Genomic DNA, 22,461 nt, shown 5'->3' with positions numbered 1-22,461 from the left:
ACTACAGCTCTCGTTCTAGTCGGTGCAGGAAGGCGGGGGTGTCCTCAGGAGGCAGTGCCGATGCTGTCATGGCGCTGAACCTCCTTGCGAACCGGTTGACTTCACGAGGCTTGTCGGACGTGGAGATGGCACCCCACGCGGTGTCCACCTGGACGCGCGGCGGGAAGTTGTTGCCGAAGTCGAGGATCGAGAAGTCGTTGGTCGATCGGTAGCTCGGCCGGAACGGCAGCACCTGGATCGTGACGTGGTCCCATGCGGCCATCTCCCCGACCTGCCCGTACTGCTCACGCATGACGTCGGCGCCCCCGATCGGGTACCGGAGGGCGGCCTCCCCGAGGATGACGTGAAGTTCGACAGGGTTCTCACGGGTCAGCACCTCTTGGCGTCGCATCCGCAACTCCACGCTCTGGCTGATGAACTCAGAGGTGTACTCCTCGACCGGCTTCTGCACCTCGTGCACGGCGGTCGCGTACCGCTCGGTCTGCAACAGCCCATAGATCAGCGAGGGGTGATAGGCCCTCATGGAGTGGGCCTCGGGCTCCAGTCCCACGAAGCCGGGCATCCCGGTGGGCATCAGGCCCCGGTACTGCGTGAGCCAATCCTGCTGGTTGGACTCTTTGTTGAGGCTGATGAGCCCGTCGATGATGTCGGGATCGGTGACCCCGTACTTGTCCAGCAGCTTGCGCAGGTCGCCGACGTTGCGGAAGTTGAGGGAGCCGGATTCGATCCGCTGCAAGGACGCCTCGGAGATCTTCAGTCCCACGACGGCGGCCTTCCGGGAGAGCACCCCACCCCGGTCACCGAGCCCGCAGTTCTCCCGCAAATGACGCATCTGAAGGCCGAGTTCGAGTCGTTGGGCGGTGCGCCCGCGCTTGGCTGCCATGTGCACCTCTCTGTGCGGTTGTGCGTACGGCTAGTCACCGTGTGCGGAGTGTGGCACCCCGTGTGCGACCTCCGCAGGCGAATGCGCAGATTCGGGCATAGTCCACTTTCCCCTTCACTGATGATTCAGCGGACTTTCGATTGCAGTCGAACGGCCCGCCCCGCCACCGTGATCCCACAACCACAACGGAAAGGGGCCGCCCCCACATGAACACCCCCACCTCCCTCCCCACCACCCCCCTCGCCCCGGACTGGAACATGAGCTACCCAATGACGATGAGGAGCGTCCCCCTGGCCCGCCACCAAACCCTCCGCCGCCTCACCCTCTGGTCCTGGCCGGGCAACACCTACGACGCCACCCTCGTCGTCTCCGAACTGGTAGCCAACGCCATCCGCCACGCCCGCCGCCCCGGCCACGAACTCTGGCTCCACCTGGCCCTGCTGTCGGACGAACCCCCCACCCTCCTCATCGAAGTCTCCGACCCCACCCCCGACTTCCCCACCCTCCACCCCACCCCCACCCCCGAAGCCGGCCGCGGCCTCCAGGTGATCAACTCCCTCACCACCCACCTCGACTGGCACCTCCGGAGGGAGATCGGCAAGACGGTGACTGCGCATCTGCCCTGTAACTAGGGGATGCTTCGGGGTCGTTGAGCGAGCATCCCCGCGTGCGCGGGGACCACGGGCCGATCGCGAGGTCCGCGAGGAGCTGAGCGGGAACACCCCCGCGTGCGCGGGGACCACTCCGGATGGAGTCGGGGGCGGACGCGAGTACCGGGAACACCCCCGCGTGCGGGAGGACCGAAAAAGATACTCCCCGCGTGGAAAACTCCCCCCACCTTGGTTCCACTCCCGCCCTCACCTGGATTGGAATAAGGAGGGCCCCTCCATGAAGCGAACCCTCATATTTCGCTGGCGGATTCCCCGTACCCCCATCGTGAGCGACGTCTGAATCAAGCCCCACCCACCCCCGAACCACGCCCGCCTCACCCCTCCTAGAGCTGACCAACCCGACCCAACACAGGTTCACTTGGACAGAAGGAACCGGCCGCCGAGGGAGCCGCGGAGCGCGGAAAGCCTCGTACTCACTCGCCGACGACCCGACCCACGTTCACCGAATACACCACGCCCTCCCCACAGCCCCCGACCTCACCGACACCCTCACAGCAGCCCTGAACAAGGACGCCCCGGCATCCAAGAACACCGCACAACTCCTCACCGAACCCGCCGAACACCCCGGCGAGATCCTGCTCTTCGCACAGAACGGCCACGTGTGACGACACGGAAGTGACGAACCACCCCGACACCGCCCCCACACGGAGGAGGGACCACCCGACCCAACGGCCAGGCAGCCCCTCCCCTCCCCCCGGATGCCACCCCGATTCCCCTCCTGCAACTACCGGGGCAGCACCACGACATAGGCGGACGGCGGCCGATCCGCGGACGCGAGCAGGGCTGTGCGAACGACCACCGCCTGCTGCTCCATCGACTCCCGCAACTTGCGCGGCGTGATGTGGACGACCGTGATCCCGAGCCGCTCCAACGTCTCCCGCTTACGCGCGTACTCCGCCCACAGCACGTCGTCCTCCTGCCGAGGCGACCGGACGTCCAGCTCCAACGCCACCGCGTGGTCGGGCCAGTACGCGTCGAGCCCGCCGAGATGAGGCCCGCCGGGAAGACGGAGGTCGACGTTCCAGAGGGGGTCGGGGAGAGCGTGGTCGCGGACGAGCCGGTAGAGCCGGCTCTCGGCCAGCGCCCGCCCCTCCGCGAGCAACGTATCGACGGCGTCCACGACGTACGGCCGCCCCAACAGCTTCGCCCGGTTCAACTCCCGCACGGCGACGCCCGGTTCACAGTGCCCGTCCCGAACGGCCTCCGCCATGAGAAGCCGTACGACGCCGGCGTCGTCGATCTCCGCGACCGCGTCGGCGAGGGCGCGGGCGACGGGGGCGACGGGAACGCCCATGAGGAGGACGGGAGTCGGCGGCGCCGCCGCGCGGACGATGCGGGCGTACCCGGTGGAGCGCAGCCGCCGCAGGCGGGGGACGAGGACGTCGACGTACTCCTGCTCGGCGAGGGAGGGCGCGGAGTGGAAGCCATGCAGCCACAGGGCGGCGAGCCCGGTGACCATCGCCTCCGCCCCGGCGACCCCGGCCACCCCCTGCGACGGCACCGCCGAACCCCGCCCGCCGCCCCCCTTCCCGTCCCGCGCCGCGTACAGCAACGCCCCTTTCACCCGCTCCTCCCCCGTCAGCCGCGACGAGTGCAACGCGTAGACCCCGGGCAGCAGTTGCTGCCAAGGACCACCGGGCCGGCATCGCATGTTCGTCTCGGCCCGGGAGACCCCGAGGGCACGGAGCTGAGCCGCCGTCAGAACGCGGCCCCGCTCGGCGGGGAGAGGGGAGAGGGGGCACTGGGTGAGGGGTGTGTCCGGGTTCATGCGATCGGAATTCCCGCACCCCGACCACCCTTTAACCGGTGTTACACGCCTGTCGACAAATGCGGACAACGTCGCACTAAAGGACGGGTGTTCGGTTGCCGATAAGCGCCGAAAACCCCTGGTCCCAGGGGAAGGGGCCAGGGGTTACGGGGCCGATTGACCGGATTTCGTAACGCTCACCGAACGCCGAATCCTTGGCCAAAGGGCCAAAGCTAAACCTTCAGAACGGCTCCAATCCGCTCCAAAAACAAAAGCCCTAGCCCCCCGAAATCACCCCCTGCGCCCGCAACGCCCGAGCCAGATCGTCCCGCCCCTCCAACACCAGCCTCCGCAACGCCGGAGCCGCCCCCTCATGCCCCGCCAACCACGCGTCGGCAGCCTCCAGCACAGACAGCTCGCCCCCGGCGACCGGGTACGCCGGGAACAGCCCCGACACCACATCCACCCCGATCTGGATCGACCGAGAGGCCCACACCCCCTCGATCGCGGCGAAGTACCGAGACACGTACGGCGCCGTCAACTCCCGCTGGGACGACCGCGCGAACCCGGCGATCGTCGCCCCGACGAGCGCGTTGGACAGGGCGTCCCCCTCGACCACCTGAGCCCACGCCTGCGCCTTGACGGCGGCGGAGGGGCGGGCGGCGAGACAGCGGACGTGGTGCCGCTTGCCGGACGCCGTGTCGTCACGGACGAGCTCCGCGGCCAACTCGGCCTCCCCGACGGCACCATGAGAGGCGAGCGCGTCCAGCAGCACCCACCGCAGCTCCTGGTCGATCTCCAGCCCGGCGACCTTCTCCGTCCCGTCCAGCAGCCCCCGCAGCAGCCCCAGATCCTCCGCCGAGGACGCCGTCGACGCGAAGAACCGCGCCCACGCGAGCTGAGGCTCGCTCCCGGGCTCGGCGGCCCGCAGATCCCGCTGCGCCACCTCCGCGAGCAACGCCTCCCCGGCCGCACGCCGCTCCGCCGGCACATAGTTGACCAGCGCGGACCCGGCCCACGCCAGCACCATCTGAAGCACCCCGATATCGGACTCCCGATGCGCGAACCGCGTCACCAGCTCCACGAAGTCCGCCGCCGGCAGCAACGCGTCCCGCGTCAGATTCCACAGCGCCGACCAGCACAGCGCCCGCGCGAGGGGATCGGAGATGTCCCCCAGCGACTCCCGCAACGTCCCCAACGACCGCTCGTCGAACCGGATCTTGCAGTACGTCAGGTCGTCGTCGTTGACCAGCACCAGATCCGGCACCTCGGCCCCCGCCAGCTCCGGGACGACCGTCCGCTCCCCGGTGACGTCCACCTCGGCCCGCGCGTACCGCACCACCCCCTCGGACGTCCGGCGGTACAACCCCACCGCCACCCGGTGCGGCCGAGCCGGCGAACCCTCCTGCACCACCGCCAACTCGGAGACCCGACCCTCCACCACCCCCACCTCGGGCGTCAACGAGTTCAGCCCGGCGGTCTGGAGCCAGGACCGCGTCCACGCCCCCATGTCCCGCCCACTCGTCTCCTCCAGCACGGACAGCAGATCCCCGAGCCGCGTGTTCCCGTACGCGTGCCGCTTGAAGTACCGCCGCGCCCCCTCCAGGAACGCGTCCTGGCCGACGTACGCGACGAGCTGCTTCAGCACCGAAGCCCCCTTCGCGTACGTGATCCCGTCGAAGTTGAGCTTCGCGTCCTGGAGGTCGCGGATGTCGGCGGTCACCGGATGCGTCGAGGGGAGCTGGTCCGCGCGGTACGCCCAGGACTTGCGGCGGTTGGCGAACGTGATCCACCCGTCGGTGAAACGCGTCGCGCCGACGAGGGAGAACGCGCCCATGAAGTCCGCGAAGGACTCCTTCAGCCACAGGTCGTCCCACCACTCCATGGTGACGAGGTCGCCGAACCACATGTGCGCCATCTCGTGCAGGATGACGTTCGCCCGCGCCTCGTACGACGCGCGCGTCACCTTCCCCCGGAAGATGTACTCCTCCCGGAACGTCACGAGCCCCGGGTTCTCCATCGCGCCGAGGTTGTACTCGGGGACGAACGCCTGGTCGTACTTCCCGAAGGGGTACGGGTAGTCGAAGTGGTCGTGGAAGAAGTCCAGGCCCTGCTTGGTGATCAGGAAGACGTCGTCCGCGTCGAAGTGCGGCGCCAGACCCTTGCGGCACATCGCGCCGAGGGGGATCTCCAGCCGGCTGCCGTCCTCCAGGACCCGCTCATATGAATCCGTCACGTAGTGGTACGGCCCCGCCACCACGCACGTGATGTACGTCGAGATCGGCTTCGTCTCCGCGAACCGCCACACCCCGTCCGTCTGCGTCCCCACGCCGTTGCTCCACACCGTCCACCCCTCGGGCGCGCGGACCTCGAAGCGGAAGGGCGCTTTGAGGTCGGGCTGCTCGAAGTTGGCGAAGACGCGGCGGGAGTCGGCCGGTTCGTACTGCGTGTAGAGGTAGACCTCGCCGTCCTCCGGGTCCACGAAGCGGTGCAGGCCCTCACCCGTACGGGAGTAGGCGCACCGCGCGTCCACGATCAGCTCGTTCTCCGCGGCCAGGTCCTCCAGGGCGATCCGCGCGCCGTCGAACACCTCGCCCGGGTCGAGGTCCCGCCCGTTCAGGGAGACCGCCGTGACACTCGGGGCGATCAGGTCCGCGAAGCTCGCGGCGCCCGGCTCGCTGCACCGGAACCTGATCGTCGTCACCGAGCGGAACGTCCGGTCGCCGACCGGGTCGCCCACCGCCGAGCGCAGGTCGAGCGCGACCTCGTACGCGTCGACCGACAGCAGCGCGGCCCTCTCCCTGGCCTCGTCGCGGGACAGATTCTCACCGGGCACGGGCGGCACTCCCTCATGGCATCGTGGAACTCGGCGCGCCCCGAGAAACCCCCTGGCCATCGCGGTGCGCCTGGACAGCACCGATCCTGCCATGCGCCCCTGACCGGGCACATCGGGGAAGACCCCGGACGCGCCCCTGCGGCCGAACGGGTGAGCGAACCCCGAGACGTCCCCCATCCCGACCCTGATCCTTCCGGAACCGGGAATGGTGGGGCCCGGCCCGGACGTTGCCCCGGCGATACCCGAATATTCCCGCGTCCCGTTTTCGAGGAGAAGCCGTGTCGGAGACCAGCACCGAGAAAACCCCTGTCGACTTCTGGTTCGACCCCCTGTGCCCCTGGGCCTGGATGACCTCCCGCTGGGTCCTGGAGGTCCAGAAGCAGCGCGACATCGACATCCGCTGGCACCCCTTCAGCCTCGCCGTGCTCAACGAGGACAAGCTCGACGAGCTGCCGGAGGAGTACCGCGAACTGCTCGCGACGAAGGCGTGGAAGCCGATCCGCGTCGTCGCCGCCGCCTGGCAGAAGCACGGCGACGAGGTCGTCGGCCCCCTCTACACCGCGCTCGGCACCCGCTTCCACAACAACGGCGAGGGCCCGACCCTCGAAGCCATCGCCGGCGCCCTCGCCGAGGTCGGCCTCCCCGCCGACCTCATCGACTACGCCGACCAGGAGGACTTCGAGTTCGACGCCGAGCTGCGCGCCTCCCACAAGGAGGGCATCGACAAGGTCGGCCAGGACGTCGGGACGCCGATCATCGCGGTCCCCGGCCCCGAGGGTAAGGAAGTCGCCTTCTTCGGCCCGGTCGTCACCCCGGCCCCCAAGGGCGACGCCGCCCTGCGCCTCTGGGACGGCACGATCGCGGTCGCCTCCGTCCCCGGCTTCTACGAGATCAAGCGGACCCGGACCCAGGGCCCGAGCTTCGAGTGACCCCGCGCGGGATCTCCATCTCCTCCGGCAGATTCCCGCCCACCTGCCAGTTGTCCTTCCGCTGGATGCGCCGGCATCCCACGCCGGTGCACCGGTGGTAGGCAGACGGCCGGAAACGCTCTCCCCGCTCGCTCGCGAGCCGGCTCATCACCTCGGCCGCCGCGGCGATCTCGGCACCCACCAGGTCCCGGAACCGCCGCAGCGGCCCCGCCTTACAGGTCGGATTCGGGCATCGGACGTCGGACACGCATACCTCCTCGCACCGGGAGAAGGAGCATAAAGCGCCCGGCGCCCGCGCGGGAGCCCCGGAACCGGACTCTCCGGCCGCCAACGCGAAGCGCTCGCGCACCAGTTCACCCAGAGGGCACCATGGACCGCATGACGAAGATCGACAGCACGGTGCCGCACTCGGCCCGGATCTGGAACTACTGGCTCGGCGGCAAGGACAACTACCCGGTGGACGAGGAGGCCGGCGACGCCTACACGGCCGTCTTCCCCGGCATCGTCACCATCGCCCGCAGCAGCCGCGCCTTCCTCGGCCGCTCCATCCGCTACCTCGTCGAGGAAGCGGGCGTCCGCCAGTTCCTGGACGTCGGCACCGGCCTCCCCACCGCCGACAACACCCACGAGGTCGCCCAGCGCCTCGCCCCCGAGTCGAAGATCGTGTACGTCGACAACGACCCGCTGATCCTCGCCCACGCCCGCACGCTGCTCTACTCCTCCCCGGAGGGCAAGACGGCGTACGAGCACCTCGACCTGTACGACCCGGAGCGCATCGTCGAGGCGGCGGGCAAGACCCTCGACCTCGACCAGCCGGTCGCCCTGATCCTCAGCGGCATCCTCGGCCACGTCGACGGCTACGACCGCGCCCGCGACCTGGTCCGCGCCTTCCTCGCGCGGCTCCCCTCGGGCAGCTACCTCTGCCTCAACGAGGGCTCGCGCGGCACCGACCCGGCGTACGAGCACGCCCAGGACGGCTACAACGAGACCGGCGCCGTCCCCTACTTCCTGCGCCCGATCCCCGAGATCGAGGGCTACTTCGACGGCCTGGAGCTGGTCGAGCCCGGCGTCGTATCGGTCCCCCTGTGGCGCCCCGAACCCGGCGCGGCCACCACCCCGATCGGCCAGCACGGCGGCGTGGGCCGCAAGCCGTAGACGCCCCGGGCGCATACAGGAAGGCCCTGAGAGTCACGTCCTCTCAGGGCCTTCCCTCAATCCGCCCGCCCCAGGTGAAAGTTGAGAAGACGATCACGAGGCAGGACGCCCAGAAACCTCAGAAACCCCAGGAACCTCAGGAACCGAGCAGCAGCACATCCGCCCGCGACTTCGCCGCCGCGTAACGCCGCGCCACGTCCTGCCAGTTGACGACGGCCCACATCGCGTCGATGAAGTCGACCTTCTGGTTCCGGTACTGGAGGTAGAAGGCGTGCTCCCACGCGTCGAAGACGAGGACCGGCACCGCCCCCTGCCCCACGTTCCCCTGGTGGTCGTAGACCTGCTCGACGACCAGCCGCCCGCTGAGCGGCTCGTACGCGAGCACCCCCCACCCGGACCCCTGCGTGGTCGCGGCGGCCTTCGTGAGCTGCCCCTTGAACCCGGCGAACGACCCGAACGACTCGGCGATGGCGTCGGCCAGTTCACCGACCCCGTCGGCGGCCAGCGGCTCGCCGCCGCCGTCCTTCGGGCCGGTCATGTTCTGCCAGTAGACGGAGTGCAGGATGTGCCCGGAGAGATGGAACGCGAGGTTCTTCTCCAGCCCGTTGATCGACCCCCACGCTTCCTTGTCCCGCGCCTCCGCGAGCTGCTCCAGCGTGTCGTTCGCGCCCTTCACGTACGCCGCGTGGTGCTTGTCGTGGTGCAGCTCGATGATCTCCGGGCTGATCACGGGCGCGAGCGCGGAGTAGTCGTACGGGAGTTCAGGCAGCGTGTAGACAGGCATGGGGGGTCCTCTCAGGGCCTTTCCTGCGCACTACTTCTTATTGCGAATGGCTTGCAGGTAGACCCTAGCAACAAAAAGCCCGTCAGTCCCGGCGCGCCCGCTGCCACCCGTACCCGACCCCGGCCAGCACCGCGGTCATCGCCCCGGTCCACAGCAACTGCGTCCGCGTGTCCCCCTCCCGCGCCATCAGCACGAACACCGCGACCATCCCCGCCAGCGCCACCCACGTCAGCCACGGGAACGCCCACATCCGCACGGTCAGCCGCGCCGGGTCCGTACGCCGCCGCAGCAGCAGCTGCGAGACCGCGATGAAGATCCAGACGACGAGGATGACCGCGCCGATCATGTTCAGCAGCCACATGAAGACGTCGTCCGGCCGCCAGTAGCTCAGCAGCACGCACCCGAACCCGACGACCGACGAGACGAGGACGGCGACCCGGGGCACCCCGCCCGACACGGCGCCCAGCGCGCGCGGCGCCTGGCCCCGGTCCACCAGCGAGTACGCCATGCGCGAGGCGCCGTAGATGTTCGCGTTCATCGCCGAGAGCAGCGCCACCAGCACGATCACGTTCATCAGCTGGCCCGCGCCCGGGATGCCGAGGTGGTCGAGGGCGGCGACGTACGGGCCCTTCGCGGTGACCTCCTTCGAGTCCCAGGGGACCAGCGTCACGATGACGGCCATCGAGCCGACGTAGAACAGCGCGATGCGCCACATCGCCGTACGGACCGCGCTCGCCACGCCCCGCACCGGGTCCTCCGACTCGGCCGCCGCGATCGTCACCGTCTCCAGACCGCCGTACGCGAACACGGTCGCCAGCAGGCCGATGACGAAGCCCTCGCCGCCGTTCGGGAGGAGATCCGTCAGGTTGGACGTGCCCGGCGCGTCCGTGCCGGGCAGGAGGCCCGCGATCGCGAGCACGCCGAGGACCAGGAACAGGGAGATCGCCCCGACCTTCAGCGCGGCGAACCAGAACTCGAACTCGCCGAAGTTCTTCACGGCCGTCAGGTTCATGACGCAGAACACGACCATGAACAGCGCGACCCACGCCCACTCCGGCGTCCCCGGCAGCCACCCCGTCACGATCTTCGCGGCGCCGATGCCCTCCAGGCCCACGACCGTGCAGAGCAGAATCCAGAACGCCCAGCCGACCGTGAACCCGGCCCACGGACCGATCGCCCGCTCGGCGTGCGCCGAGAACGAGCCCGACGACGGGTACGCCGCCGACATCTCGCCCAGCATCCGCATCACCAGCATGACCAGCAGACCGGAGAGGGCGTAGGCGAGGACGATGGAGGGGCCGGCGGCGGCGATGCCGGAACCGGAACCGACGAAGAGGCCGGCGCCGATGACCCCGCCGAGGGCGATCATCGACAGGTGGCGCTGTTTGAGGGCGTGTGTGAGACCGGGCGCGGCCGTGGGGGACGCGGGGGTCTCGGTGGTACGGAGGGGCATGGGCGCGGCTCGTCCAATGCGGTGAGGTGGGCAAAGGGTCCAGCGTACCGACGCGGGTCACGTTCGCTCCGTGACCGGAATCACGGTGTGGGGGGACGGTTTGTGTAGAGCCCACCAATGCGCTGACCTGCCGTTTGTCGACGCCTGACGGTTCGCGGCGGGGGTGCCCTGGGATAGCGTCCTTAGGTCCCCCTTATTCGCCGTTCTCGTCCCCGCGGAGTTCCGTATGAGCACCCTCGCCGCACCGTCCGCCCCCGGGCGCGTCCTCGCCGATCTCATCCCCGCCGGCCGCGTCCGTGACATCGCGCTCGTCGTCGGGGGCGCGGCCCTCACCGGCCTCGCCGCGCAGATCGCCGTCCCGGTCCCCGGTTCGCCCGTGCCGGTCACCGGCCAGACCTTCGCCGCGCTGCTCGTCGGGACATCGCTGGGGGCCGGGCGCGGGTTCCTCGCGCTCGCGCTGTACGCCGTCGCCGGGGTCGCGGGCGTGCCGTGGTTCGCGGAGGGGGCGTCCGGGGCCGGCATGGTGTCGTTCGGCTACATCCTCGGGCTGCTGCTGGCCTCCACGGTTGTCGGCGCGCTGGCTCGGCGGGGGGCTGACCGGAACGTGTGGCGGATGGCGGGGGCGGTGGTGTTGGGCGAGGCGTTGATCTACGCGATCGGCGTGCCGTACCTCGCGTACGCCGCCGACATGTCCGCGTCCCAGGCGGTTGCCGCGGGCCTTACGCCGTACCTGCTCGGCGATGCGCTGAAGGCGGCGCTGGCGATGGGGTTGGTGCCGGGGGTGTGGAAGCTGCTCGAACGGCGGTAGTTGGTCGGGTGCGGGTGCGTTGTGGCTGGTCGCGCAGTTCCCCGCGCCCCTAAAAGACCTTCGGTTGCCCGGCGTTGAGAGGCTCGCGAGCTCGTGCTCGCGAGCCTCTCCGGCGTTCTCCTACCGGAGTTGCGTCTCGCGGCGGCGTTGCGACCACCACAAGCCCGTTGCTCCCGCCGCCAAGAGCGCCGCCCCCGCCGCTCCCAGCGGCAGCAACGCGTCCGTCGGGCCCGTGTTGGGGAGTTGGTCCGTGCCCGGGGTCACCGGTTTGTTGTCGGTGCCGAGGAGGAGGGGGGTGGCGGGGGCGTTGGGGGAGGGGTTGGAGGAGCCGAAGGGGACGGGGCCCTGTTGCCAGTACGTCTTCTTGCCGTCCGGGGTCTGGACGGGGAGGCAGATCTTGCCCTGTTTTTTGAGGTCGTAGGTCGCGGATACCGCGTACGACTTCGTCGCGCCCGCCGCCAAATTGTCGATCGGGCAATTGAAACCGCTGTTCGAGCCCTCGGGGAGGTTTTCCTTCGGGATCTGCGTGCAGCCTTCGACGTTGTTGATCGAAAGGCCGTCGAATCCGACGACCCAGAGCCTGATCTTTCCGCTGTCCTTCGTGCCCTCGTTTTTCACGGTGGCGGTGAGCGAGGTTTTCCTGGTGCTGTTGTCGACCGAGATGCGTTCGGGAAGTGTCGTGGTCAGTTTGACGCCGGCCGGCGCGGGGTCGACGGCCTTGCCGCCCTTTCCGCTGCCGGGCCCCTCGTCCGCGCCCGCCTGCGGCGCCATGACCAGCAACGTCGCCCAGCCGACCGCGACCAGCGCACCGGTGATGGCCGTGCCGTGTCGAGAACTCATGTCCGTCCCCCTCTTTCGCTCCCCCTGATACCGCGCGTGAATTCGCGGTACTTGAAGAGGTACCACAAGATTTCTCGCCACTATGCTGGTACGGCCTGAAGTGTGACCATTGTGTTTTCGGTGGTACGGCCGGTGAAAGGGAGCGGTGGATTGCCGAGGAACAGCAGCAGCGGCGGTGTTCCCGGGCTTTTGGTGGCCGGGCGTTATCGGTTGGACGCCAGCATCGGACAGGGGGGAATGGGGCGGGTGTGGCGGGCCGCCGACGAAATACTCGACCGTCTCGTCGCGGTGAAGGAGATCCGCATCGACGGCACGGACGCCGAGGACGCCAGGACCCGCCGCGAACGCACCCTCCGCGAGGCCCGCGCGACCGCCCGCATCGACCACCCCAACGTGGTCCGCGTGTACGACGTCGTCGACGAGGGCGAACTCCTGTGGATCATCATGGAGTTGGTGCGCGGCCGGTCCCTGGAGCGGCTCACCGCCGAGGACGGCCCCCTCGGCCCCGCGCACGCCGCGCGGATCGGCCTCGGACTCGTCGCCGCGCTCCAGCAGGTGCACGCGCGCGGGGTCCTGCACCGGGACATCAAACCCGGGAACGTCCTGGTGGAGGGCGCCGAGCGGATCGTCCTCACGGACTTCGGGATCGCCGCGATCCAGGACGCCAAGGCGCTCACGATGGTCGGCATGCTCGTCGGCTCCCCCGATTACATGGCGCCCGAGCGGATCTCCGGCCGCCCGCAAGGCCCGCCGTCCGACATCTGGTCGGTGGGGGCGACGCTGTGCGCCGCCCTCGCCGGCCACTCACCCTTCGCCCGCGAGACGACCCTCGCGACCCTGCACGCCGTCCTGTACGAGGAGCCGCAGCTGCCGGGCGGCGCCGGGGAGTTGGGCGGGGTGCTGGCGCGACTGCTGGCCAAGGAGCCCGAAGTCCGGCCCGACCTCGCCGAGTTGGAGACGGAGCTGCGCCGGGTGGCGTTCCCGGAACCGACACCGACGGTCAGGGTGGGGGCGGGGGAGACGCCGCAGACCCACGAGACGCCGCAGACGTACGAGGCGACGCGAGCCGAAGTCGGCAGCCCCCGGCGCGAGTTGGCCCCCACCCCGACCCCCACCCCCGCCCCGCCCTCCGCCCCGGAAACACCCCCACCCGACCCCACCACCGCCCACCTCACCCGCCCGCCCACGACACCCCCGTCCCCCTACCCCACACCACCCCGCACCCCCCAAGACCCGCCACGCCACCGCCGCACAACAGCCTTCGCAGCGGCCGGAGTCGCCGCCGTGGCCGCGATCGTGGTCACCGCGATCCTCCTCACCTCCGGCGGCGGAAAACCCGACCCCGAAGCGGGCGGCACGACAACTCCCGCCCCCTCGGCCACGGTCGAGGGCACCGCCCGCCCCCGCACCCCACCCCCCGGCACCCACGAGGAGGCCGGCGGCTACGCCTGGAAGACCCCCGCAGGCTGGCGGCGGGACGTGAAGACCGGCGCCGAGGTGCACTACACCTCACCCGACGGCACCCAGGAACTCCTCGCCAAGTCCTCCCTCGCCCGAGGCACGTTGATCGACTCGTGGCGCAAGTCCGAGCTGGACGCGCACCGTGGCCAGGACTACCGCAAACTCCGCCTGGAGGAGACGGAGTTCAGGGGACGGCCGGCGGTCGTCTGGGAGTACACGTTCACCCTCAAGGGCACCTCCTGGCACGCCCGGCTGCTCGGGTTCGACCAGGACGGGAAGTCGTTCCAGGTGAACACGTGGTACCAGCCGGACGTGGCGGAGAGCGCCCTCAAGGTCTACGAGGAGGTCAAGGACAGCTTCACGGTGCTGTGACGTCCGCCGAACGGCCCTTGCGGACCTTGTCCTTGAGCAGCGACACGGCCAGCACGGCACCCGCGACCGCCAACGACAGCAGCACCGTCGTACGGCCGCTGCTCTCCCCTTCCGTGTCGGTCAGCATGTAACCGAGGACGAAGACGATCAGGCCGGCCGTCGCCCAGGTCAGGTACGGGTACAGCCACATCTTCACGACGAGCTTCTCCGGGGACTCCGCCTGGATGATCTTCCGCATCCGCAGCTGCGAGAAACAGATCACCAGCCACACGAACAGGGCGACCGCGCCGGAGGAGTTGACCAGGAAGAGGAACACCGAGTCCGGATAGGCGTAGTTGAAGAACACCGCGACGAACCCGAAGACCACGGACGACAGGATCGCCGCCAGCGGCACACCCCGCGAGGTGGTCCGCGCGAACGACTTCGGCGCGTCCCCGCGCTGCCCGAGCGAGAACGCCATCCGGGAGGCCGTGTACAGACCGGAGTTGAGACAGGACAGCACCGACGTCAGCACGATGAAGTTCATGATCTGCCCGGCGTGCGCGATGCCGAGCGAGTCCAGGGCCGCGACGTACGAGCCCTCCTCCTTGATCGACGGGTCGTTCCACGGCAGCAGGGTGACGACCACGAAGATCGAGCCCAGGTAGAACACCGCGATCCGCCAGATCACACTGTTCGTCGACTTCGTCACGGCCCGCTGAGGGTTCTCCGACTCACCCGCCGCGAGGGTGGCGATCTCACTGCCCATGAAGGAGAAGACGACGAGGAGTACGCCGGTGAGGATCGCGCCGGCGCCGTTCGGCAGGAAGCCGCCGTGGTCCGTGAGGTTCCCGAGCCCGGCCTTGTCGGTGTCCGCACCCGGCAGCACCCCGAACACCGCGAGCCCGCCGATCACGATGAACGCGCCGATCGCGACGACCTTGATCCCCGCGAACCAGAACTCGAACTCGCCGTAGGAGCCGACGGAGACCAGGTTGGTGGCCGTCAGCACCACCATCACGATCAGCGCCCACCCCCACTGCGGGACGGCCGGAATCCACGACTCCAGGATCTTCGCCCCGGCCGTCGCCTCCACCGCGAGCACCACGACCCAGAAGAACCAGTACAGCCAGCCGATCGTGAACCCGGCCCACGGGCCGAGCGCGCGGTCGGCGTGCGCCGAGAACGAACCCGAGGTGGGGTTGGCCGCCGACATCTCGCCCAGCATCCGCATCACCAGCACCACGAGCGTGCCGACGAGGAAGTACGAGAGGAGGATGCCGGGGCCGGCGGTCGCGATGCCCGAGCTGGAGCCGACGAACAGACCGGCGCCGATCACGCCGCCGATCGCGATCATGGACAGGTGCCGGTTCTTCAGTCCGGCCTGGAGGCCGGGGCCGGGTTCCTGGGGGTTGTCCGGTTCGGCTTTGGAGAGGGTCGGGGGCGAGGTCATGGGGGACGTCCTTTGCGCGGTGTGGGGGAGGGGAGGTGGGGGTGCGAGTGCTGGCGGTTAGTGAAACGGAGGCCAAGAGATTCGTGTACCAGCCATTAAGGATCGGTGACGTAGGTTTTCTCGACATTTCGTCGAGGTACTGGCTTCACACCCCAGGCCGTCTGCCCCCGACCCGCGTGACACACTCGTCCCATGCGCGTGTATCTCGGCTCGGACCATGCCGGCTTCGAACTCAAGAACCACCTCGTCGACTGGCTGAAGGCGGCCGGCCACGACCCCGTCGACTGCGGCCCCCACATCTACGACGCCCAGGACGACTACCCGCCCTTCTGCCTCCGCGCCGCCGAGCGCACCGCCGCCGACCCCGACGCCCTCGGCATCGTCATTGGCGGCTCCGGCAACGGCGAGCAGATCGCCGCGAACAAGGTGAAGGGCGTCCGAGCGGCCCTCGCCTGGAGCGAGGAGACCGCGTCCCTCGGCCGCCAGCACAACAACGCCAACGTCGTCGCCGTCGGCGCCCGCATGCACACCCAGGACGAGGCGACCAAGTTCGTCGAAACCTTCCTCGCGACCCCTTTCTCCGGTGACGAACGCCACATCCGCCGCATCGACATGCTGAGCGCCTACGAGACGACAGGCGACCTCCCGGAAATCCCGGCCCACCACCCGAAGCAGTAGCAAAACTTCCTGGCGCCGCCTGAGGCAGTGCCTGCGGCCAGGGGCGCCTTCGGCTGGGGGCCACTTTCTGAATTCAGGGTCCGTCAACTCCAGCCCGTCCGGCGTTTGAGGACGAGGCCCTTCGGGCCGATGGGGGTCCAGGGGCGCAGCCCCGGCTGGGGTCGAAGGGGCGGAGCCCCTTCAGGATGGGAAGGGTAGGGGCGGCGGGGGCGAGAAAACCCCCGCCCCGACGAGAGGAGCACCGTGCCGGAGGGGCACACGATCCACCGCCTGGCCCAGGACTACGCGTCCCGCTTCCAGGGCGGCACACCCCCCGAGGTGACCAGCCCCCAGGGCAAGTTCTCGGACTCCGCGGCCCTCCTCACGCACACGGAACTCACCACCACCGAGGCCCACGGCAAACACCTCTTCCTCGGCTTCCGCGACACCGACTGGGTCCACATCCACCTCGGCCTCTTCGGCAAGGTCACCTTCGGCACCCCACCCGTCCCCCCACCCACCGACACCACCCGCCTCCGCCTCACCAACCCCACGGCCTACGTCGACCTCAAGGGCCCCACCACCTGCGCCCTCATCACCCCGCAGGAGAAGCAGGCGATACACGCCCGCCTCGGCCCCGACCCCCTCCGCGACGACGCCGACCCCACAGCCGCCTACGCCCGCGTCCACCGCAGCCGCACCACCATCGCCGCCCTCCTCCTCGACCAGAAGATCATCGCCGGCGTCGGCAACGTCTACCGCGCGGAAGTCCTCTTCCGCCACCACATCGACCCCTACCGCCCCGGCAAGGACATCACCCCGGCGGAATGGGACGCGATCTGGACCGACCTGGTGGCCCTGATGCGCGAGGGCGTCCGCAACAACCGCATCGACACGGTCCGCCCCGAACACACCCCCGAGGCGATGAACCGCCCACCCCGCGTGGACGACCACGGCGGCGAGGTCTACGTCTACCGCCGCACCTCCCAGCCCTGCCACCTCTGCACCACCCCCATCCGCACGGCAGACCTCTCCTCCCGCAACCTCTTCTGGTGCCCCACCTGCCAACCGGCCTAGCCCACCCCACTCAGCCGCCACACACAGGCCGGCCCCTCTACCCCGCCAGGACCCGCGCGGAGTCCAGGCAGCCACCCCGCCCAGCCCCCGCACGGCAAGCCACGGCACCACCCCGCCCGGACTCCGTACGACCGCCGAGCCACCACCCTGCCCGGACCCCACACACCGGCCGGCCCCCCACCCCGCTCAGCCGCCTCCCGGCACCCAGCCCACCACCCCGACCGGGGCCCCGCGCGCCGGACACGCTGCCATCCTGCTCAGCCCCTGCACGGCAGCCACGCCCCGGCGCCACCCCGCCCGGCCGCCGAGCCACCACCCCGCACAGCGCCCCGCGCGCGCCGGCCGGCCCCCCCACCCCGCAGAGAACCCATGGGCCGGCCAGTCCCCCACCCCCTCAGAACCCATGCGGCAACCAAGGCGCCACCCCACCCCCGAACCCCACAGCCGCCGTCCCCAACGCCCCGCCCCGCAACTCCCGCACGCGCCCCGCCCCCGCGAGCGCCCCCAGTGACACGCCGCCCAGATACACGGCTCCCAACTCCCGCACGGACAGCGCGAGATCGGCCGCGTCGCCGGTCCGCTCACACCGCGCCCCCGCCCCGTCCCCGCTCAACCGCCACCGCCCCGAGTTCCACGGGCAGAACGGATCGTCCACATCGAGGACGACGTCCACGGGAGCGGCGTACGTACGGGCCGCCAGCGCGACCCCCACGTCCACGAGCCGCACGTACAGCGCGTCCCGCGTCCGCAGGAGACAGCGCCGCAGGTCGGAGACGAGGTGCAGCAGCGGATCGTCCACCGGCCGCGACCGCACCACCAGCGTGGACGTGAGGTCGATCGAGAAGAGATACCGCCACAGCGCCCCGCAGGCCGCCGGATCGAGCGCGTACAGATCCTGGAGGAGTACGACGCCGTCGTGCCCGGCGTCGGACCAGCGCGGACGCACCCGGTACCGGGCGTACCCCACGGTCTCCCCGGCCGCGTTCTCGGCCAGCACGCACTGGAGCCGCGACGCCCCGTCCCGCCCGCTCTCCGGGTCGAGCACCCCGAGTCGCTCCCACCCGGGCCGCCGCGCCAGCATCCCGGCCCGCCGGGGCACGGCCCGCGCGTACACGGCCTCGCAGGCGTTCAAACCATCCCCGGGTGTGACATATCTCAGCCGCACGGAATCGGCGCCGTCCGGCACCGCCACCCGCACCCGCGCCGTGTCGATCTCCGCGCTCACCCCGAAGGTCGCGGCGGCGTACCCGAACCGCCCGTAGATCTCCGGCTCGGACGCGGTGAGCACGGCGAGCGCCTCGCCGTCCGCCCGGAAACCGTCCAGTTGGCGCCGCATCATGGCCGTGAGCAGCCCGCGCCGCCGGTGCGTGGGGGCGACCCCGGCCATGGTGATCCCGGCGGCCGGTACGGACGCCCCGCCGGGCACGGTCAGCCGGAAGTCGAACGCCCCCGCCGTCCCGACGCACTCCCCGCCGTCCCAGACGCCCACACACCGGTCGTACGGAGTGAGCGCGCGCCAGAGTTCGCGCTCCTCGGGTGCCTTCGTGGGTGCCTCGTCCGTCATGTACTCATCCTTTTCGGGGCATTGTCGGACGAGCGAGCGAATTTCTTCCTCCCTGCCCGGAGATGGCTTTCCATGAAGTTCACTGTGAAGTCGAGCCTCGGACGGGGGACAAGTGGGACCTCCCGTGCCAAGCGGCGGGTTGGATGGATAGGGTCCCGAACTAATGACAGCAGGACGACAACGGCGTGCGGAAGCCGAGACGTTCACGGCCCGGTTGAGGCATCTGATGCACCGGGTCCGCACCGGCGTGCGCAGAAGTGCCGTGGACTACTTCCGGGGCGACGGCTCCGACTGGATCGCGCTGGCCGGTCTCCTGCTCACCGTCCCCGTCATCACGGCCGCGACCCTCGCCAACTCGGTCTGGTTCTCACCGGCCGCGCTGGTCCTGCCGATCGTCGCCGGCGGGCTGCTGCTGCGGCCCTCCAGCCTGCTCGCGCTGTACGCGGCGGCGGCGACCGCGCTGATCGTCGAGTCGGTCCAGCTGGGCCCGTACACGGAGGGCCCGTCGCGGGTCACGCCCGGCGTCGTCCTGGTGGTGGCCGCCTGCGGTTTCTTCGGGCTGCTGATCGCCCAGTTCCGCAGCCGGGTCGGGGTGCCGTGGCGGCGGGGCGGGACGATGCTCTTCGACCTCCGCGAACGCATCCGCGTCCAGAGCAAGCTGCCCAAGCTCCCTCCCGGCTGGCACCGCGAGATGGCGCTGCGCCCGGCGGGCGGCCAGTCCTTCTCCGGTGACTTCGTCGTCGCGGCCCGCACGAACGGGGGCCGCACGATGGAGGTCGTCCTCACGGACGTCTCCGGCAAGGGCATGGACGCCGGCTCCCGCGCCCTCCTCCTCTCCGGCGCCTTCGGCGGCCTCCTCGGCTCCCTTCCGCCCCACGCCTTCCTGCCCGCCGCCAACGGCTACCTCCTGCGCCAGGACTGGGACGAGGGCTTCGCCACCTCGATCCACCTCGTCCTGGACCTGGACTCCGGCGACTACGAGCTCTACTCGGCGGGCCACCCCCCGGGCCTCCAGCTCAGCGCCGGCAGTGGCCGCTGGGAGGAGAAGGCCGCGGAAGGCCCCCTCCTCGGCGTCTACGAGGGGGCCCAGTTCGACCCGGTCAAGGGCTCCCTGCGGCCGGGCGACGTCCTGATGCTGTTCACCGACGGCCTCGTCGAGACCTCCGACCGGGACATCGTCGAGGGCATCGACCGCCTCACCGGCGAAGCCGACCGCTACGTCGCCGGCGGCTTCCAGGGCGCCGCCTGGCACCTCATCGAAGCCGTCGCCAAGGACGTCAACGACGACCGGGCCCTCCTCCTGGTCTGCCGCGAGGGCCCCACGGCGGCGTCGATCCGCTTCTGACCCACGGCGGACCGGGCGGGCCAATTCCTGAGTGATTGGCCGGATTTGACTGGAGTAAGTTCACCTGTTCATAAGCGGTTGATACACAACGCCCCGCATGAGTCACCCCTGTTGGTGGCACGATGGTCTCGGGAGAGTGAACCGAACGAGGATGTGTGATCAGTCGTGGCCATTTCACTGTCAGTGGTGCTGCTGTTGGCGATCGTCCTGGTGGTCATGGTCCGGGGCGGCAGCATCAAGGCAGGCCCCGCCATCGTGGCCGTCCTCTTCGGCTTCTTCCTCGCCTCGACGGGCATGGCCCCGTCCATCAACCGCTTCATGAACTCCCTGGCGGAGACGATCCAGCAGATCAGCTTCTGAAGCGCGCGCAGACGCACGAACGGCCCGAGGGGGCCCGGAAGCCGAACTTCCGGGCCCCCTCGGGCCGTTCACAGAGCGGGCGACGGGAATCGAACCCGCGTAGCCAGTTTGGAAGACTGGGGCTCTACCATTGAGCTACGCCCGCACAACCGACGCCGCAGGTCAAAAGAGTCCCACGGCACGAGTTGCATAGTAGCCGCTGGACCCCCTCCGGCGCACACCCGCTTCCGCGCCTCCACGCACCCGTGGAATGCGGCATCCGGACCGCGTCCGGGCATGTACCCTACGTGTCGCACCAGCACGGGGTGTGGCGCAGCTTGGTAGCGCGTCCGCTTTGGGAGCGGAAGGCCGTGGGTTCAAATCCCGCCACCCCGACCAGCCAGACGATCACCGCCGTGATCGGCTTTGGGGCGCCTCGTCGGCTGCGGTTACTATGCAGGCTGCACGCCCGTGTCTCTCACTCTCTGGAAGTCTCCGGGCGGCGACCGGTCGGGTCCGATCAAGGTCCCGGCGGAACCCAAGAAGTCAGCCCCCAAGGAGACCGAACCGTGAAGAGCGCCGTGGAGACCCTGAACCCGACTCGGGTTCGGCTCAGCATCGAGGTGCCCTTCGAGGAGCTCAAGGACAGCCTCGACGCGGCGTACAAGAAGATCAACCAGCAGGTCACGGTCAAGGGCTTCCGCAAGGGCAAGATCCCGGCCCGGGTCATCGACCAGCGCTTCGGCCGCGGTGCGGTGCTGGAGGAGGCCGTCAACGACGCCCTCCCGAAGTTCTACACCGACGCGGTCAACGAGGCCGAGCTGAGCGTCCTGGGCCAGCCCGAGGTCGACATCACGGAGCTGAAGGACGGCGAGACGCTGAACTTCACCGCCGAGGTCGACGTCCGTCCCGCCCTCGAACTCCCCGAGGACTTCTCCTCCATCGAGGTCGAGGTCGACGCCGTCGAGGTCACCGACGAGGACATCGAGAAGTCCGTCGAGCAGCTCCGTGAGCGCTTCGCCTCGACCTCCCCGGTCGAGCGCGCCGCCGAGGACGGCGACGTCGTCACCGTCGACCTGGAGGCCAAGGTCGACGGCGAGGTGCTGGAGGACGGCATCGCGTCCGGCGTCTCCTACACCATCGGCTCCGGCGAGCTCCTCGAAGGCATCGACGACGCCGTCAAGGGCCTGGAGGCCGGTGGCGAGGCCACCTTCACCTCCGAGCTGAAGGGCGGCACCGGCGCGGGCAAGGAGGCCGAGGTCACCGTCAAGGTCACCCAGGTCGCCGCCCGCGAGCTCCCCGAGCTGGACGACGAGTTCGCGCAGCTCGCCTCCGAGTTCGACACGCTGGAGGAGCTGAAGGCGGACAGCCGCAAGCGCCTCGAGAACATGAAGCAGTACGACCAGGCCACGCAGGCCCAGGAGCGCGTCCTGGAGAAGCTCCTCGACATCGTCGAGGTGCCGGTGCCCGAGAAGCTCCTCGAAGAGGAGATCAACACCCGCAAGCACAACCTGGAGCACCACCAGCTCCCGCAGATGGGCCTCGACCTCGACAAGTACCTGGAGCTCCAGGGCAAGACCGCCGAGGAGTTCGACACCGAGACCCGTGACGCCGCGGTCAAGGGCATCAAGACCCAGTTCGTCCTCGACGAGCTGACCAAGCGCGAGAAGCTCTCCGTGAACCAGGAGGAGCTGACCGAGCACCTCATGCGCCGCGCGGCTTCCTCCGGCATGTCCCCCGACCAGTTCGCGCAGGCCGTCGTCGAGGGCAACCAGGTCCAGCTGCTCGTCGGCGAGGTCGCCCGCGGCAAGGCCCTGGCCCTGGTCGTCGAGTCCGCCACGGTGAAGGACACCAACGGCGAGGTCATCGACCTGGACGACGAGGAAGAGGACGAGGAAGGCACCGAGGGCACCGAGGAGGCCGCCGCCGAGGCCGCCTCCGAGGAGAAGGCCGACGCCTGAGCCGTCGTACGACGCTGAAGTGATCGACTGAGGACAGGTCCTGGGTGCCCGACGCCCCAGGACCTGTCCTTTTGTGCCAAGGGCTACGCCCCCGGCGAACACTTACCTTTGCGGGATTCTCCGAACGGACCCGCGCGTTAGGGTCCA

At 69.8% G+C, this 22,461-nt stretch carries 18 protein-coding genes and 2 tRNA genes; 11 read left to right on the top strand and 9 right to left on the bottom strand.

The features are described 5' to 3' along the window. Window position 1 precedes the first annotated feature (1 nt). Window positions 2-883: a helix-turn-helix transcriptional regulator gene (locus ABZX85_RS11195; RefSeq protein ID WP_355865032.1), complete on the bottom strand. Its 882-nt coding sequence runs from the start codon at window positions 881-883 to the stop codon at window positions 2-4. A 206-nt stretch (window positions 884-1,089) separates the two neighbouring features. Here ABZX85_RS11195 and ABZX85_RS11190 point away from each other — a divergent pair, with 206 nt between their 5' ends. Further along, window positions 1,090-1,515, top strand: coding sequence for an ATP-binding protein (locus tag ABZX85_RS11190; protein ID WP_355865029.1), 426 nt, complete (start codon window positions 1,090-1,092; stop codon window positions 1,513-1,515). A gap of 763 nt (window positions 1,516-2,278) precedes the next feature. Here the strand turns inward: ABZX85_RS11190 and ABZX85_RS11185 are convergent. Then, window positions 2,279-3,322: a hypothetical protein gene (locus ABZX85_RS11185; protein ID WP_355865027.1), complete on the bottom strand. Its 1,044-nt coding sequence runs from the start codon at window positions 3,320-3,322 to the stop codon at window positions 2,279-2,281. Window positions 3,323-3,578: 256 nt separating this feature from the next. Further along, complete coding sequence (pepN, locus tag ABZX85_RS11180; protein WP_355865024.1) at window positions 3,579-6,137, bottom strand: aminopeptidase N; 2,559 nt, start codon at window positions 6,135-6,137, stop codon at window positions 3,579-3,581. A 278-nt stretch (window positions 6,138-6,415) separates the two neighbouring features. On the opposite strand from pepN, the gene ABZX85_RS11175 reads away from it, so the two are divergent. After that, complete coding sequence (locus ABZX85_RS11175; RefSeq protein ID WP_355865021.1) at window positions 6,416-7,066, top strand: DsbA family protein; 651 nt, start codon at window positions 6,416-6,418, stop codon at window positions 7,064-7,066. Between the two features lie 378 nt (window positions 7,067-7,444). Further along, entirely contained in the window at window positions 7,445-8,221 is a 777-nt protein-coding gene (locus ABZX85_RS11170) for an SAM-dependent methyltransferase (RefSeq protein ID WP_355865018.1), read from the top strand. A 136-nt stretch (window positions 8,222-8,357) separates the two neighbouring features. On the opposite strand, the gene ABZX85_RS11165 is transcribed toward ABZX85_RS11170, so the two are convergent. Both ABZX85_RS11165 and ABZX85_RS11160 read right to left on the bottom strand, forming a co-directional pair. Then, a complete protein-coding gene (locus ABZX85_RS11165; RefSeq protein WP_355865015.1) occupies window positions 8,358-9,005 on the bottom strand; it encodes a superoxide dismutase in 648 nt (215 codons plus the stop codon). Between the two features lie 82 nt (window positions 9,006-9,087). After that, a complete protein-coding gene (locus tag ABZX85_RS11160; protein WP_355865012.1) occupies window positions 9,088-10,458 on the bottom strand; it encodes an amino acid permease in 1,371 nt (456 codons plus the stop codon). Window positions 10,459-10,684: 226 nt separating this feature from the next. Here ABZX85_RS11160 and ABZX85_RS11155 point away from each other — a divergent pair, with 226 nt between their 5' ends. Further along, the gene (locus tag ABZX85_RS11155) at window positions 10,685-11,266 is read left to right on the top strand and encodes a biotin transporter BioY (RefSeq protein ID WP_355865009.1); all 582 of its coding nucleotides are present in this window, start codon (window positions 10,685-10,687) and stop codon (window positions 11,264-11,266) included. Between the two features lie 120 nt (window positions 11,267-11,386). Here ABZX85_RS11155 and ABZX85_RS11150 read toward each other — a convergent pair whose 3' ends face one another. Then, complete coding sequence (locus ABZX85_RS11150; RefSeq protein ID WP_355865007.1) at window positions 11,387-12,106, bottom strand: LPXTG cell wall anchor domain-containing protein; 720 nt, start codon at window positions 12,104-12,106, stop codon at window positions 11,387-11,389. 210 nt (window positions 12,107-12,316) lie between these two features. Here ABZX85_RS11150 and ABZX85_RS11145 point away from each other — a divergent pair, with 210 nt between their 5' ends. Next, the gene (locus ABZX85_RS11145) at window positions 12,317-13,939 is read left to right on the top strand and encodes a serine/threonine-protein kinase (RefSeq protein WP_355865006.1); all 1,623 of its coding nucleotides are present in this window, start codon (window positions 12,317-12,319) and stop codon (window positions 13,937-13,939) included. On the opposite strand, the gene ABZX85_RS11140 is transcribed toward ABZX85_RS11145, so the two are convergent. After that, window positions 13,926-15,371, bottom strand: coding sequence for an amino acid permease (locus ABZX85_RS11140; protein WP_355865003.1), 1,446 nt, complete (start codon window positions 15,369-15,371; stop codon window positions 13,926-13,928). The two genes, ABZX85_RS11145 and ABZX85_RS11140, sit on opposite strands and share 14 nt — an antisense overlap. A gap of 192 nt (window positions 15,372-15,563) precedes the next feature. On the opposite strand from ABZX85_RS11140, the gene ABZX85_RS11135 reads away from it, so the two are divergent. Both ABZX85_RS11135 and ABZX85_RS11130 read left to right on the top strand, forming a co-directional pair. Further along, window positions 15,564-16,049, top strand: a complete 486-nt coding sequence (locus tag ABZX85_RS11135) for a ribose-5-phosphate isomerase (protein WP_355865000.1) — start codon at window positions 15,564-15,566, stop codon at window positions 16,047-16,049. Between the two features lie 243 nt (window positions 16,050-16,292). Next, entirely contained in the window at window positions 16,293-17,105 is an 813-nt protein-coding gene (locus tag ABZX85_RS11130; RefSeq protein ID WP_355864997.1) for a DNA-formamidopyrimidine glycosylase family protein, read from the top strand. A 394-nt stretch (window positions 17,106-17,499) separates the two neighbouring features. Here ABZX85_RS11130 and ABZX85_RS11125 read toward each other — a convergent pair whose 3' ends face one another. Further along, complete coding sequence (locus ABZX85_RS11125) at window positions 17,500-18,669, bottom strand: GNAT family N-acetyltransferase (RefSeq protein ID WP_355864994.1); 1,170 nt, start codon at window positions 18,667-18,669, stop codon at window positions 17,500-17,502. Window positions 18,670-18,832: 163 nt separating this feature from the next. Here ABZX85_RS11125 and ABZX85_RS11120 point away from each other — a divergent pair, with 163 nt between their 5' ends. Beyond that, window positions 18,833-20,014: a PP2C family protein-serine/threonine phosphatase gene (locus ABZX85_RS11120; protein WP_355864991.1), complete on the top strand. Its 1,182-nt coding sequence runs from the start codon at window positions 18,833-18,835 to the stop codon at window positions 20,012-20,014. A 165-nt stretch (window positions 20,015-20,179) separates the two neighbouring features. Next, a complete protein-coding gene (locus ABZX85_RS11115; RefSeq protein ID WP_355864989.1) occupies window positions 20,180-20,374 on the top strand; it encodes a hypothetical protein in 195 nt (64 codons plus the stop codon). A 74-nt stretch (window positions 20,375-20,448) separates the two neighbouring features. Here the strand turns inward: ABZX85_RS11115 and ABZX85_RS11110 are convergent. Then, a tRNA-Gly gene (locus ABZX85_RS11110) sits at window positions 20,449-20,519 on the bottom strand. Window positions 20,520-20,675: 156 nt separating this feature from the next. Between ABZX85_RS11110 and ABZX85_RS11105 the strand changes: the two genes are divergently transcribed. Together ABZX85_RS11105 and tig are read left to right on the top strand one after the other, a co-directional pair. Beyond that, window positions 20,676-20,752: transfer RNA gene (locus ABZX85_RS11105), tRNA-Pro, on the top strand. A gap of 170 nt (window positions 20,753-20,922) precedes the next feature. Then, window positions 20,923-22,314, top strand: coding sequence for a trigger factor (tig, locus tag ABZX85_RS11100; RefSeq protein ID WP_355864986.1), 1,392 nt, complete (start codon window positions 20,923-20,925; stop codon window positions 22,312-22,314). Window positions 22,315-22,461: the final 147 nt, after the last annotated feature.

The organism is Streptomyces sp. NPDC004539 (assembly GCF_040610055.1).
GTDB lineage: Bacteria > Actinomycetota > Actinomycetes > Streptomycetales > Streptomycetaceae > Streptomyces.
This window is presented reverse-complemented; position numbering and strand designations above follow the sequence as displayed.

Coding starts and splice junctions, on each gene's coding strand:
- ABZX85_RS11125 (WP_355864994.1), bottom strand. CDS start 18,669: ATGACGGACGAGGCACCCACGAAGGCACCCGAGGAGCGCGAACTCTGG.
- ABZX85_RS11170 (WP_355865018.1), top strand. CDS start 7,445: ATGACGAAGATCGACAGCACGGTGCCGCACTCGGCCCGGATCTGGAAC.
- ABZX85_RS11135 (WP_355865000.1), top strand. CDS start 15,564: ATGCGCGTGTATCTCGGCTCGGACCATGCCGGCTTCGAACTCAAGAAC.
- ABZX85_RS11150 (WP_355865007.1), bottom strand. CDS start 12,106: ATGAGTTCTCGACACGGCACGGCCATCACCGGTGCGCTGGTCGCGGTC.
- ABZX85_RS11185 (WP_355865027.1), bottom strand. CDS start 3,322: ATGAACCCGGACACACCCCTCACCCAGTGCCCCCTCTCCCCTCTCCCC.
- ABZX85_RS11190 (WP_355865029.1), top strand. CDS start 1,090: ATGAACACCCCCACCTCCCTCCCCACCACCCCCCTCGCCCCGGACTGG.
- ABZX85_RS11165 (WP_355865015.1), bottom strand. CDS start 9,005: ATGCCTGTCTACACGCTGCCTGAACTCCCGTACGACTACTCCGCGCTC.
- ABZX85_RS11160 (WP_355865012.1), bottom strand. CDS start 10,458: ATGCCCCTCCGTACCACCGAGACCCCCGCGTCCCCCACGGCCGCGCCC.
- ABZX85_RS11140 (WP_355865003.1), bottom strand. CDS start 15,371: ATGACCTCGCCCCCGACCCTCTCCAAAGCCGAACCGGACAACCCCCAG.
- ABZX85_RS11155 (WP_355865009.1), top strand. CDS start 10,685: ATGAGCACCCTCGCCGCACCGTCCGCCCCCGGGCGCGTCCTCGCCGAT.
- ABZX85_RS11120 (WP_355864991.1), top strand. CDS start 18,833: ATGACAGCAGGACGACAACGGCGTGCGGAAGCCGAGACGTTCACGGCC.
- ABZX85_RS11195 (WP_355865032.1), bottom strand. CDS start 883: ATGGCAGCCAAGCGCGGGCGCACCGCCCAACGACTCGAACTCGGCCTT.